We start from the raw sequence: 11,493 nt of genomic DNA on the forward strand, positions 1-11,493 counted from the left end.
TAGCCCCCGCTGAAAACACGCAGGGCAAGGTTCAAACATGGGTCAATTCTCGATGGAAATATCCTGGGCTACCGGGTCAGTTCTCAGTGGAAATCAACAGGCTGTGTCACATTTGGGAACGTGACACAGATGTTTGCGACGATGCTGGAGCTTGAGAAAGAGTCTTTCAAAACGCAGCCGTCTCTGCCTGACGAAGAGCGTCGTCGAATAATTGGCCTGCCCGCCTGTGAGGTTCGTCACCGTTTTGAGCTACGTGTCCGGCCTCTTCGATTCCAACCGGGAAGGAGCAGATGTCACTCAGGAAAAGTGAAGATTGTGACATCGCTCGCCATTTGTATTTTTCACCCAGCAGCGCATAAGAGTTTGTGATGCATGTTGCAGCGCTGCTAACAACCATCGAAGATTGCGGGGACCATTATGGATCGAGAGATCATCATACCCGACGAGATGCAGGAGATCGTCAGCCGGGCAGGCTATGCTCCCGCGGTTAAAGTCGGAGACACAATTTATGTCGTCGGCCAGGTAGGAAGGACGAAGGATCTCAAGATTATTCACGATCCGGCAGAGCAGTTCAGAGCTGTATGGGACAACTTACGAATTGTCCTTGAAGCCGCTCATTGCACGTTCGACGACATCGTGGAAATGACAAGCTATCACGTCGAAATGTCCAAACACATGGACATCTTCCGGACTGTTAAAAACCAGGTGTTTCCGAAGGGAACCTATGCGTGGACCCGGATAGGTGTCTCCGAGCTCGCCCACCCGGGACTCCTCGCTGAAGTGAAATGTGTCGCCGTCAAGCGATAATGGAACCTATGTTGTCACGAACCCGACGAGCAAGAAGGTCTTCCCGCAGATTTTCGAAGATGCGGTCTATGCTTGGAAGACCGGCGAATTCGAGGGCGAGAGCGTGTAATTCGCCAAATTAGTGCGACAACAATGCGAGAAAGTAGTGGTTCGCCACTCACACGACGACCGCTTTCGCTGGCAATCAAAAGAAATAGACCGTTCGTCCTCCTCTGGAAGTTGCCCCAAACGGCTGGCACGTCGGTGACGATCTAGAATCGACGGCGTCGCAAAAATCAGATAGCCGTTCGCGTTTATGGGTTACGACCTACATAACTTATTGAAAACTGGTGGCGATAACGATGTCTAGCCTTGCGATGAAGGTACTGTCGACGGTGAACGCCCTTAAGGGATGAGCCTTTCGGCTGAGCAACTCGCTTCGAAGGTTTCGGATTTTGCGAGCGTTGAGAATTTTGATGCTTCCGCATTCTCATTCTATTCCGAAGTGAAAGCCGAGCTCCAGCACCCGTTTCTCGATGAGATGGAAACCGACCACGGTACCGCATCCGAGATTGCACAGAAATTCCCGGGCCCGAGATCGGGGCTGGCTCCCTGAAAGCCCAGGAGCCGAAAAAATAATTCTAAAAATTCAAGAATTATTCGCAAAAGATTCAGCAATTGTAGGCATGAAGGTCTCAACAAGTAACCTTTGGTATTAAATGACCGCCGAACTGGACCTTCCGACCATCCTCTTCCTGCAGAAAACGTCTTATATTGCGGGGGCTCTAACTTTATGCTTTTTACGTCTGACCTCCGCCGAGAGCCGTGGGGGCGGGCTTCTCGCAGCAAGCTTTGTGGTCCTTGCGGCGGGCGCGACGTTGGCAGGATATGCAGAACTTTATCCGGCGCTTTACGGGATACTTAGTCTCGTCAACATCACATTGGGCGTGTTGGGATACTGTCTTTTGAGCTCAGCGTTCGTTCTGATCAGCAACCCGGCACGGACATTCAATATATGTCTGATATTCGTGCCGACAGTCGGAACTCTGGCCGCCGGACTGATTACGGATTTTCATCTGAATAATACCTACCGGGCGGCAACCTTTACATTACTTGGTTGTTTGACCATGGCTGTGGCGGCAGGGGTCGTGTACCGCGACGCTTCTCGCGAGCCGTTGCCGATCCGTAAACTGCTTGTCGGAATACTTGGCGCTGCCAGCCTGCTCTCATTGATCATGGGGGTGCAGTTTTCCTTTCACACTTTCCCGGTACTCAGTGTGGTCAACGGTTTTTCCCTCATGATCCTTTCCAAGTTTGTGCTTGCGATTGCAATCGTGATCTTCATCAACGAGCGCCAGCACATCAAGATCAAAAATCTGGCTGATCGTGACCCGTTGACAGGGATTGATAATCGTCGCTCATTCAACGCGAAAGCACCAAACGAGCCGGAGCAGGGCGACGCCATTCTCTTTCTGGATATAGATCACTTCAAACAGCTGAACGATCGTTTCGGACACGCCATTGGTGACCAGGTTCTTTCAATGATGGCGCAGGCCGTACAGTCGGTCTTGCCTACATCGGCGTTACTCGCACGCCAAGGGGGGGAAGAGTTCGTCGTTTTCCTTCCGGCAAGCGTCGGAGATGCCGTACTCCATGCGGAGCGAATCCGTAAAACCGTGGCAGACCTGCGCTTCCCAGCCCTTGGTTCCGGCCTGACAGTTACCACAAGCGTCGGGATTGCGAGAGCAGTTCATCAAGGGGATACGCTCTCGGATCTTTGTCGAGAGGCGGATCGGGCATTATATTTGGCGAAAGCTCGGGGGCGAAATCGGGTGTGTGATGCTGACCGTGAACAAGAGCTGGCTCGGGGAATTTGAACAGGGGGAGATAAGTGGAATGTCTGCCTGACCTCGGCTCGACCTGCAACAGCAAAGGCTCGAAGCGCGTTACGCGACGGTCGATCGAGCCAGAGAAATGGACGACATCGTGGCGGCGGCTTTCAATATTGAAGCTGAACTTATGGACGATAAGGCAATTGCGTATTTTTCGAAGAGATCATGGAGATCTCAAGAGTGACAAGCCTTGCGCCTCAAAACCTTGACACCGCTATGGTCGATACTATGCAGATGAAAAATCGTGCCACGAAGCAGTCGGGTCCGTGAGCAATAGGGGGAGGTTCAAGAATGACCGATTTCTATGAGCGAGGGTATGAACGGTGCATCTTTTGATCACGACAGTGCGCTGAGGCAAAAGGGAGCGGTCCCATGAACCGCTCCCTTCAATGCTTGCCCTCCGTTCATCCGGCGCTGCGAAAAGGCTCAGTGCACTCACGGGGCAAGCGAGCCGTCGTCCTCACACATGCACTCGGTCCAGGATCTCGTAATAGGCATTGAGGTCTAGCCACTCGATGCCAGATACCACCCGCCCGTCTTTCATCGACATGATGTACATATAGCTGTTGGCATAGGGCTTGCCATCTTTGGCCGTGGTCGCACTCTCAATATGTGCAAAGACGCGATCCCCATCGGCCCATATTCCTTTTGGTTCCACCCTCAGGGGTTCAGCGAAGCGGGCAAACAGCGCCTCCTCTGCGTTGGTAAAAAGATCTTCCATCCCAAAATAAGTTCGCGCGACCGGGCCGTGACCGGCGATGGTCCATTCAGCGTCCTCGGCGAACATCTCCGCGAAAAATTTGGTGAAGTCATGTGCCGATGCCGCGAGGGCATCCTTGATGGCGAGCAGGTTTGCTTTCTCTTGCTCTGAATATGACATAAGTTACTCCTTTGTTGTACGGAACGTCAAATCTGGCTCCCAGAAGCTATCCATACCGATCGTTCCAAAATTAAATAGAACGATCGTTCCAAATTGTCAACGCCGTGAGGTATCCCAGTCGTGACCGCGAATGCCCCCCTTTCAAATCTCAGCCGACCCGGCGGACCGGGCCGGCCAAGGCAGTTCGATCAGGATGCAGCGCTTGCTGCTGCCATGGACGTATTTTGGAAACATGGATATGCGGGCGCGAGCATCGGCATTCTTATTGCGGCGATGGGCATAAGCCGTGCGACGCTCTACGCTTCCTTTGGGGATAAGGAACAGCTTTTTAAGCAGGTCATGGAGCTATACGAGCGCGAGAAATCAGCCTACATGCTGGACGCCCTAAGACAACCTACCAGTCGAGGTGTTGCCGAACATCTCTTGCGAGCAACGATAAATTTGCGGACTAATACGGCGAGTCCGAAAGGTAGCATGGGCGTGGTCCACTCCAACGCCTATGCGCCAGGCGACGAGGGCATACGTGAGTATGTGCTGGAGAAGAGCCGATTTTGGCGCGCGAGGCTCCTTGAACGGTTTGAGCTTGCTGATCGGGAAGGAGATATTCCCCCAACGATCAGTGCCCGTGGATTGGCCATGCTGCTGAAGGCAACAACGGACGGCCTCCTTGCTGCCGCCAGCGGAGGCGCAAGTGAGGAAGAACTGAACGAGACCGTGGCAACATTTCTGCAAATGTGGCCAGGACGTTGAGTGTCAGTTTGGCACAGCCTCGAATGGTTATTCGCGCTGCCGGGAAACACTTGGTTCCCGGCACTATTTGCCGACTCGAAGATGCCTCACCTCAGCTGAAGACTCGCGTGTCATCCTGTCGCTGCTGCTCGGATGCGCTGATCGATTAGCTGCTCCAGAAGGTGTTCAACGCCATCGCCATCTCGTCGGGTCGCTGAAGTGGGTACCAGTGTCCCGCGTCGAGCAGAACTACCTCGCGCGCCCGGATGTCTTTTGCCAGTGCCTCTGCCAGCTCCGGCGGAACCGGCCGGTCCTTTAAGCCGTGAACGACCAGCGTCGATGCGGTAATGTTGGCGAGGCTTGGCTGCCATTCGCGCCCGACATTCAGCGCCGAGCGATAGAGCCGCAGGATGCAGTCTCCCATGCGGCCGTCCACATCGGCGACGATCCGGTCGGGGCGCCGGCCTACGAGCGCGAGATCCTGTTTCGCCTGTTGCAGGGCTCTATGGGCTGGATGCTGCGTGACATCGCGCTGCAGGAGACGGCACTGTCGCGTATCGGCGTCGCTATCCGCTGGATCAGGGAGAATTTTGCGAGCCCGCTCAGGGTGGACGATCTGGCCGATATGGCGGCACTCAGCGTTTCCGCCTTCCACCGTCATTTCAAGGCAGTCACCGCGCTGAGCCCTACCTGTACCAGAAGCGGGTGCGGCTGCTTTATGCCCGTTCTATGTTGCTGGCAGGGGAGGGCAAGGCAACCTCGGTCGCCTTCCGTATCGGCTATGAGAGCGCCAACCAGTTCAGCCGGGAATATGCCAGGCTGTTCGGGCGCCCACCCCTGAAAGACATTGCGAACCTGAGCCAGGCGCTGAAACCGAAGGCCGCCTGACTTCATGCGACTGGAACCGGTAGCGCCCGAAAGTGGAGCCTGCTCCGCCTTCGTGGCCTTGGCTCACATACTGGCGAAGTCCGTCGATACAGACACCTGCCGCCAGACATCAAGGATCGCGGCATCTGCCGCGTGCTTCTTCTCTATTGCCGCGACAGTGTCGCTACCGAGCGGCAGGCGCATCGGCGGATTGGGCGCGCTAGCGAAGGCGATCAGTACATCTGCCAGCTTTTGAGGGTTGCCGGGCTGGTTGTGGCTGAGACCGGCGGCTATTGTTCGCACCTTGCCGACAGTGTCTGCGTAATCGCCAATGATATTGCCGCTCACCGACAAGGAAGAGCTATCGAGGAAATCTGTGCGGAAATAACCCGGCTCGATGACAGTGACATGGATGCCAAGCGGCGCGAGTTCGTCATGCAGGGCTTCGCTTAGCCCTTCGACGGCGAATTTCGTCGATGAGTAGATACCAAAGCCCGCAGCGCCGCGATAACCGCCGATCGATGAGATATTGAGGATGCGGCCGGAGCGGGTTTGGCGCATGAAGGGCAACACAGCGCGGGTCACGTTGAGAAGACCGAAGACATTGGTGCGATAGACAGCCTCGATGTCGGATGCCGTCGCCTCCTCGACAGCGCCCAGCAGTCCGAATCCGGCATTGTTAAGCAGGATGTCGATGCGGCCGAAGCGATCGATCGCTGCTTTCACAGCTGTGGTCGCCTGTTTGTCGTCGGTCACATCGAGAGCGACCGGAAGTAGATTGGGGTGCTCACCGAACCGCTCGGTGATCGCCTTTGGATTGCGCGCGGTGGCGACGACGGCGTCGCCCTGTTCAAGAGCGCGTGTGGTGACGAGGGCGCCAAAGCCACGCGAGGCGCCGGTGATGAACCAGATTTTCATGAGAATGTTTCCTTGATGTCGGGTTGATGGGGAAAGTGGCGCGCGCGACCTCAGAGGCGCGGCGATGTCATTGTGCAAAATGTGAGTTCCATCTCGCGGGCCAGCAGATCCGGAAAGCGCGCCATGACTGCTGTGGTATAGGGCTGCTGGAAATGCGCATCGAGATCGGCGCGCGATCGCCAGTTTTCATAGAGAATCCAGACGCTGGGATCGTCGTTGTCGCGGTGCAGGTGATAGTCAATCGATCCCGCCTCGGCCCGGGTCAGGGAGACGAGCGCCTGCAGCGCTTCGCCAAGCGTCGTGGCGCAGCCCGGTTTGGCGGTCAATCTTGCAATCAGTGTCAATGTTTCGGTCATGTCAGTCTCCCTTGAAGGCGTTTGCGGGGTAGACGGCTTCCCAGTCTGAATTCGGGTCTGTTGCCAGCGTCCAGATCGTGTCGGCGGCCTCTCTCGCCTCTGCCGATCCAGGGCCGACGAGGGTGGCGATTGTCGCCACCCCTATGCGGATGCCGCGTTCGGCAAGAGGACCGGCCAGACCTTCGACGACATTTCTCAGTGCAGCCTTGCCAAGGCCGAGGCTGGCATAGCCGGCATGGGGCGACACGGCGAGGCCACCGCCTGTGACCAGGATCGTGCCGCCGCCCGCACCGAACAGATCGGTTGACGCCCGGATCGTGTGAAGGCCAGCAGCAACGTTGATCGCGAGATCGTCCGTGATCTCATCGTCGCGCATGCTGAACAGATCCTGTTCTCGCACGACGGCGGCATTGAAATGGACCGCCGTCAGCCCGCCGGTGATCCGATCCGCCTTGGCGACCGCTTTGCGCAGTGCGACCGGATCGGTCGCATCGGCTTGTAGAGTGGAGACCTGGAGACCTTGCCCGGAAAGGGCGGCGGACAGGTCGGCCAGACGATCGGCACTGCGCGCGGTGAGCACGACATGCCAGCCTTCCCGACCAAATCTCTCCGCGACGGCCTGCCCGATGCCCGGGCCAGCGCCAATAATCATGATGGAGTTCGTCATGGGATATTCTCCTGATGTGCTGGCCATCGCGATGCCGTGACGGCCAGCCGGGTAAGAAAGGGTCACGGCAGGACTTCCGCCAGCTCGATCAGATTGCCGAAGGGATCGCAGAAGAAGGCGAGGCGGCGGCTGATTGCCAACAGCTCGAACGGCTCGGTAACGATGGTGACGCCGCGCGCCCGTAGCTCCTCGACAGTGGCGTCGACGTTTGCGACATTCAGGCAGAAATGGTGGTAGCCGGCATATTTGAGGCTATCGCCGAGATCGGTATAGGGGCGGACGTCTTTCGGCGACGGATCGCCGCCGCCGAGGATTTCCACATAGAAATGGTCGTCGGTGGCCGGCGCAAGGTAAGCCAGTTGCTCGTCGGCATAGTCCCATTCGGCGACGACACGGAAGTCGAGCTTCTCGACATACCAGCGCTTGGCGGTTTCGAGGTCCGGCGTGCGGACGGCAACGTGATGGCCACGCATGTCGGCGAAGGGCGATGCTGTGTTATGGGCGGGAGGAATGAAGTCGGCCATTATCTTGTCTCCTGTCTTGTCCGGCACCAGCGCCGGTTTGCGAGGAGAAATCTGGACCTTTTTGACGATCAGTATTAGAGACGTAATCTTCTTCTCAATAATGAGTGAGATTTGATAATGCGCAGCACGGATCTCTCGGAACTGGCCGCCTTCGACGCGGTTGCCCGTCACCGCAATTTTCGCCGGGCCGGCGAAGAGCGCGGGGTGACGGCTTCCGCAATCAGCCATGCTGTCGGCAATCTGGAGGCGCGCGTCGGTATCCGGCTGCTCAATAGAACGACCCGCAGCGTGTCGCTGACCGATGCCGGCGCGATGCTGCTGGCGCAGCTGTCGCCAGCCTTCGGCGAGATCGGCTCGGCGCTGGATGCGCTCAACCAGTTTCGCGACACACCATTTGGCAAGGTGCGCATCAACGCGCCCAATTCGGTTGCGCCATTCGTCTTCCGATCGGTCATCGGTCCGCTCATCGCAGAAAATCCTGGTCTCCATCTGGAAATCGTCGCCACCGACCGGCTTGTCGATATTGTCGAGGAGGGCTTCGATGCCGGCATTCGGCTTGGTGAGAGCCTGCGTGATGGCATGACTGCTGTGAAGATCAAGCCGCGGCTTCGGTTCGCGGTCGTGGGCTCAACACGCTATTTCGAGCGTCATCCGATCCCGAAAACCCCGGATGATCTGCATCAACATGTTTGCATCCGCAATATCTATCCAAGCGGCAAGCCATATGCCTGGGAGTTCAGCCGGGCCGGCAAGATCATCGAATTCGAGCCGACCGGATCTCTATCGCTGGATGATCACGAATTGATGGTCGAGGCGGCGCTATCGGGCGTGGGGCTGGCCTATGTCTGGGAGGAACGGGCGCGCGCCCATGTCCAGAACGGCAGCCTGATCGAATGCCTGGCATCCTGGAGTGCGCCCGAAGACTGGCTGTATCTTTATTACCCGACGCGGAAATACCTGTCAGCCGGCCTGCGCGCCGTCATCGATGCGCTGCGTGTATGAACGGAGGGGTGCATAGACGGGTTCAATTGCAGGGCATCTTCGGTCACTCCATGAGCGGTCATGGGGCCATTACACTAGCGCTGAAGAACCCGGCTAGGTTCCGTTCAGTCTCTGCGTTCGCTCCAATAGCGCAACCATCAACCGCCGATTGGTCTCGGCCGGCATTTGAGAAGTATCTTGGTTCTGACCAAAATTCATGGCGGTCCTACGATGCGACGCTGCTGATCGAGGACGGGCATCGCATCGGCCCACCTTCATGGCAGACCATTTGGAGTGGCATGCCGCGCGTCTGCTGAAGGAACGAAATGTAGATTGAGTCAGAAGTTCCATAATATATGTTATGCGATTATTGTGTGTAGCCGGGTACATTCTATTTCCAAGTGCGACATGCCAATGATTTCAATGGCTTCACTTTGGGGATTTTGGCATCTCTGGATATTATCAGCAACTAACCCTCGCCGATCGTCGCCTTCTTCATCGCTTCGTAGAGCAGAAACTTGCTGTCAACGAGATGGCCCGTCGGCTAGGACGCCACCGTTCGACGATCTACCGGGAAATCCGGCGCAACACCTTTCATGACAACGAACTGCCTGAGTACCGGCTATTTTGGTACGATCGCTGACGAACTGAGGCGCGAGCGGCGGCGACGTTTGCGCAAGCTTCGACGCCACCCAGATCTTCGTGCTGAAGTCATCAGTCAACTGGAGGCTCGGTGGTCGCCCGAACAGATCGCCGGACGCCTATAGCGCGGCGATCAGGATGAGACGCGCAGGCAAATGCCAACAATGACCGCTGACTAACTAGTTGTGGCCTCGCGCAGATGGCCCCGTCGGCTTGCTTAAACTGCCGCTCCCCAAAGCAGACTGAGTCCTGAGGTAACCAGCAGCGCATCCGTGATATGACGAAAAGCTTCCGGCGTGAGCCGGAGAAGGAAAGGTTTCGCTATGAAGGAACCGACCATAAGAGATGCCCCCACTGTTAGACCCTTCACGATAATAGCAAAAGGAAGCGCTCCCGAGCCCTGAAAGGTGAGCGTTTTTGCGGTGTAGATCGCCAGCGAAGCTGCAGCTTCCGTTCCGATAAAGGCTCCTTTGGTCAGACCATAGCCGATGAACACTGGTACTGAGGCAGGTCCAGAAGAGGCCACGATCCCGGTCAAAAAGCCGATGCATGTTCCGGCTGCGGCCAGATGAGATAGTCGTAACTGGATAAGGTTTGCTGCCAACCAGCGACGTCCGGGGATCATCAATAGCAAGAATGCTCCAATCGCCGCATCTACTGCCCGGGGCGGCAGAACAAGCATGGTTCGTGCACCGAGAACCGCCGCAGGAACCCCGGTAACCGCATAGGCTACCACAGCCCGCCAATCAACTTCCCGCCACCACACAAGAATCCTGGAGATATTCGCCATAACGGCAGCCACCGCCATTATTGGTACAGCTTCCTTTGGCCCATAGACATAAGCCAACACCGGGACGAGCATGATGGAGGAGCCAGTACCGATGATACCACTGATGGTCCCGGCAAGCAGGCCGATGATTAAGATGAGGAAAAGTCCCATTCGCTGTACACCGAAACCTCGTGATTGCGTGCGCCCAGCTCTATCTTGATTCCAAGCGCTCAGACAAATTCAACTCACCTAAATAACCGATAACAACCGGTTTGGTGACGGCGCAACGCTACTTGGCCTGGGCGCGTGACAATGCGTGTCAGGGGACCACCGCATACGATTCATCGTCTTTTACAGGCTTACGATAAACTTGGACCTTCAGGTCTGATTTCGGGAAGACGCGCCCGCCCGAGCAATCGTCGTTACGGTGAGGATTTCCGAAATGCCGTTCTGGATCTGGTGCGGGCTTATTATCAGGATTTTGGGCCGACACTGGCCTGTGAGAAGCTTGTTGAACGGCATCAGCTTTCGGTCAGCAAGGAGACGCTGCGCCAATGGATGACGGCGGCGGGTTTGTGGACCTCGCGCCGCGAACGCAAGCGGCAACTGCATCAGCCGCGTGGCCGTCGTGACTGTTTTGGCGAACTGGTGCAGATCGGCGGTTCTCATCACTGGTGGCTTGAGGGTCGGGGGTCCAAATGCGCCCTCCTCGTTTATATTGATGATGCGACCGGCAAGCTTCTGCACCTGCGCTTTGCCGGATGAATGAAACGCGCCGCTCGCTCCATGACGCCAGTTTCATCAACTCCGACACGACAAAACTCTCCAATAGAGCACCAAAGCGCAGTTCCCGAACCTGCAAAACGACCATATGGCTCTCAAGATGAGCGGCAAGGACGAGCGGCCGAAGAGGAGAGATTTCAGACGTTTTGCGGCGACGGTTGGTATTCCCGCGATGGCTCCATCAGTTCTCAGCGCAAATCAACAATCACCCACCAGCGACCGCCCGGCATTTCCACTTCGCGATAGTCAGGCAGATGAAACTCCATCCGCCTGACAGATTTATTCCGCCAACTCGAAACGGATCGGATGCACGCCCTCCCACAGCACCTTGGGGCCGAGTTCCGAAAGCTTGTCGAGATTGGAGGTCAGCGTGATGAAGTGGTTGCCGGCGAGCTGGCCGACCTTCGAGGAAAAGTCGACGCCGCCATAGGCTAGCAGTATTTCCGTCTCGCTGATGCCGCCCGGATAAAGAATGAATTGGCCGGGTGCAGGGTGGCTGGTGTGGTTTTCATAACCGACACCGAAGTCGTAATCGCCGAGGGGGACCCACACCCCTTCGCCGGACCAGCGCACATGTACGATCTGGCCTTCGAAAGGCATGCGCGCGATGAAAGCCTCGCAGGTCTTCGGAGCCTTTTCCATTTCGAGCACGGCATCGAACACGTAGGGGCCAGCTGTTATCTTCAGTTTCATATCGTT

General features: G+C 56.7%; 13 protein-coding genes and 5 pseudogenes. 10 read left to right on the forward strand and 8 right to left on the reverse strand.

Features of this window, described 5'->3' with window-relative positions; all coding sequences use genetic code 11:
* Positions 1–417 precede the first annotated feature (417 nt).
* The 4 genes and pseudogenes from ACQZ5K_RS23845 (at position 418) to ACQZ5K_RS23860 (ending at position 2,663) form a co-directional block, all read left to right on the forward strand.
* A complete protein-coding gene (locus tag ACQZ5K_RS23845; RefSeq protein WP_448741630.1) occupies positions 418–807 on the forward strand; it encodes a RidA family protein in 390 nt (129 codons plus the stop codon).
* Positions 808–826: 19 nt separating this feature from the next.
* Positions 827–913: pseudogene (locus ACQZ5K_RS23850) on the forward strand (conjugal transfer protein TraH); the annotation flags it as partial.
* Between the two features lie 235 nt (positions 914–1,148).
* Positions 1,149–1,402, forward strand: a pseudogene (locus tag ACQZ5K_RS23855) (hypothetical protein).
* Positions 1,403–1,505: 103 nt separating this feature from the next.
* Positions 1,506–2,663, forward strand: coding sequence for a GGDEF domain-containing protein (locus ACQZ5K_RS23860; RefSeq protein ID WP_448741631.1), 1,158 nt, complete (start codon positions 1,506–1,508; stop codon positions 2,661–2,663).
* Between the two features lie 475 nt (positions 2,664–3,138).
* Here ACQZ5K_RS23860 and ACQZ5K_RS23865 read toward each other — a convergent pair whose 3' ends face one another.
* Positions 3,139–3,558: a nuclear transport factor 2 family protein gene (locus tag ACQZ5K_RS23865; protein WP_448741632.1), complete on the reverse strand. Its 420-nt coding sequence runs from the start codon at positions 3,556–3,558 to the stop codon at positions 3,139–3,141.
* 120 nt (positions 3,559–3,678) lie between these two features.
* On the opposite strand from ACQZ5K_RS23865, the gene ACQZ5K_RS23870 reads away from it, so the two are divergent.
* Complete coding sequence (locus tag ACQZ5K_RS23870) at positions 3,679–4,308, forward strand: TetR/AcrR family transcriptional regulator (protein ID WP_448741633.1); 630 nt, start codon at positions 3,679–3,681, stop codon at positions 4,306–4,308.
* Between the two features lie 145 nt (positions 4,309–4,453).
* On the opposite strand, the gene ACQZ5K_RS23875 is transcribed toward ACQZ5K_RS23870, so the two are convergent.
* Positions 4,454–4,912 (reverse strand): alpha/beta fold hydrolase, encoded by a 459-nt coding sequence (locus tag ACQZ5K_RS23875; protein WP_448741698.1) that lies wholly within the window; start codon positions 4,910–4,912, stop codon positions 4,454–4,456.
* A gap of 80 nt (positions 4,913–4,992) precedes the next feature.
* Between ACQZ5K_RS23875 and ACQZ5K_RS23880 the strand changes: the two genes are divergently transcribed.
* Positions 4,993–5,175 (forward strand): helix-turn-helix domain-containing protein, encoded by a 183-nt coding sequence (locus ACQZ5K_RS23880; RefSeq protein WP_448741634.1) that lies wholly within the window; start codon positions 4,993–4,995, stop codon positions 5,173–5,175.
* A gap of 63 nt (positions 5,176–5,238) precedes the next feature.
* Here ACQZ5K_RS23880 and ACQZ5K_RS23885 read toward each other — a convergent pair whose 3' ends face one another.
* The 4 genes from ACQZ5K_RS23885 to ACQZ5K_RS23900 all read right to left on the reverse strand — a co-directional run bounded on the left by ACQZ5K_RS23885 (position 5,239) and on the right by ACQZ5K_RS23900 (position 7,619).
* Positions 5,239–6,072 carry an oxidoreductase gene (locus ACQZ5K_RS23885; RefSeq protein ID WP_448741635.1) on the reverse strand — a complete coding sequence of 278 codons (834 nt, stop codon included), beginning with the start codon at positions 6,070–6,072 and terminating at the stop codon, positions 5,239–5,241.
* Between the two features lie 50 nt (positions 6,073–6,122).
* Positions 6,123–6,428 (reverse strand): putative quinol monooxygenase, encoded by a 306-nt coding sequence (locus ACQZ5K_RS23890; RefSeq protein WP_448741636.1) that lies wholly within the window; start codon positions 6,426–6,428, stop codon positions 6,123–6,125.
* Position 6,429: 1 nt separating this feature from the next.
* Complete coding sequence (locus ACQZ5K_RS23895; RefSeq protein WP_448741637.1) at positions 6,430–7,095, reverse strand: SDR family oxidoreductase; 666 nt, start codon at positions 7,093–7,095, stop codon at positions 6,430–6,432.
* Between the two features lie 62 nt (positions 7,096–7,157).
* Positions 7,158–7,619, reverse strand: coding sequence for a VOC family protein (locus ACQZ5K_RS23900; RefSeq protein WP_448741638.1), 462 nt, complete (start codon positions 7,617–7,619; stop codon positions 7,158–7,160).
* 117 nt (positions 7,620–7,736) lie between these two features.
* Between ACQZ5K_RS23900 and ACQZ5K_RS23905 the strand changes: the two genes are divergently transcribed.
* The 3 genes and pseudogenes from ACQZ5K_RS23905 to ACQZ5K_RS23915 all read left to right on the forward strand — a co-directional run.
* Positions 7,737–8,621 (forward strand): LysR family transcriptional regulator, encoded by an 885-nt coding sequence (locus tag ACQZ5K_RS23905; RefSeq protein ID WP_448741639.1) that lies wholly within the window; start codon positions 7,737–7,739, stop codon positions 8,619–8,621.
* Positions 8,622–8,650: 29 nt separating this feature from the next.
* Positions 8,651–8,863 (forward strand): annotated as a pseudogene (locus ACQZ5K_RS23910) (alpha/beta hydrolase-fold protein); the annotation flags it as partial.
* 185 nt (positions 8,864–9,048) lie between these two features.
* Positions 9,049–9,364: pseudogene (locus ACQZ5K_RS23915) on the forward strand (transposase); the annotation flags it as partial.
* 95 nt (positions 9,365–9,459) lie between these two features.
* Here the strand turns inward: ACQZ5K_RS23915 and ACQZ5K_RS23920 are convergent.
* The gene (locus tag ACQZ5K_RS23920) at positions 9,460–10,182 is read right to left on the reverse strand and encodes a sulfite exporter TauE/SafE family protein (RefSeq protein WP_448741640.1); all 723 of its coding nucleotides are present in this window, start codon (positions 10,180–10,182) and stop codon (positions 9,460–9,462) included.
* Between the two features lie 168 nt (positions 10,183–10,350).
* Here ACQZ5K_RS23920 and ACQZ5K_RS23925 point away from each other — a divergent pair.
* Positions 10,351–10,773, forward strand: a pseudogene (locus tag ACQZ5K_RS23925) (helix-turn-helix domain-containing protein); the annotation flags it as partial.
* 300 nt (positions 10,774–11,073) lie between these two features.
* On the opposite strand, the gene ACQZ5K_RS23930 reads toward ACQZ5K_RS23925, so the two are convergent.
* Positions 11,074–11,487, reverse strand: a complete 414-nt coding sequence (locus ACQZ5K_RS23930) for a DUF3830 family protein (protein ID WP_448741641.1) — start codon at positions 11,485–11,487, stop codon at positions 11,074–11,076.
* Positions 11,488–11,493 lie beyond the last annotated feature (6 nt).

The sequence above is a fragment of the Agrobacterium sp. 22-226-1 genome (assembly GCF_053522345.1).

Excerpts from the sequence above, each read along its gene's own strand:
- ACQZ5K_RS23845 (WP_448741630.1), top strand. The coding sequence starts at position 418 with ATGGATCGAGAGATCATCATACCCGACGAGATGCAGGAGATCGTCAGC.
- ACQZ5K_RS23860 (WP_448741631.1), top strand. The coding sequence starts at position 1,506 with ATGACCGCCGAACTGGACCTTCCGACCATCCTCTTCCTGCAGAAAACG.
- ACQZ5K_RS23865 (WP_448741632.1), bottom strand. The coding sequence starts at position 3,558 with ATGTCATATTCAGAGCAAGAGAAAGCAAACCTGCTCGCCATCAAGGAT.
- ACQZ5K_RS23885 (WP_448741635.1), bottom strand. The coding sequence starts at position 6,072 with ATGAAAATCTGGTTCATCACCGGCGCCTCGCGTGGCTTTGGCGCCCTC.
- ACQZ5K_RS23890 (WP_448741636.1), bottom strand. The coding sequence starts at position 6,428 with ATGACCGAAACATTGACACTGATTGCAAGATTGACCGCCAAACCGGGC.
- ACQZ5K_RS23895 (WP_448741637.1), bottom strand. The coding sequence starts at position 7,095 with ATGACGAACTCCATCATGATTATTGGCGCTGGCCCGGGCATCGGGCAG.
- ACQZ5K_RS23900 (WP_448741638.1), bottom strand. The coding sequence starts at position 7,619 with ATGGCCGACTTCATTCCTCCCGCCCATAACACAGCATCGCCCTTCGCC.
- ACQZ5K_RS23905 (WP_448741639.1), top strand. The coding sequence starts at position 7,737 with ATGCGCAGCACGGATCTCTCGGAACTGGCCGCCTTCGACGCGGTTGCC.
- ACQZ5K_RS23920 (WP_448741640.1), bottom strand. The coding sequence starts at position 10,182 with ATGGGACTTTTCCTCATCTTAATCATCGGCCTGCTTGCCGGGACCATC.
- ACQZ5K_RS23930 (WP_448741641.1), bottom strand. The coding sequence starts at position 11,487 with ATGAAACTGAAGATAACAGCTGGCCCCTACGTGTTCGATGCCGTGCTC.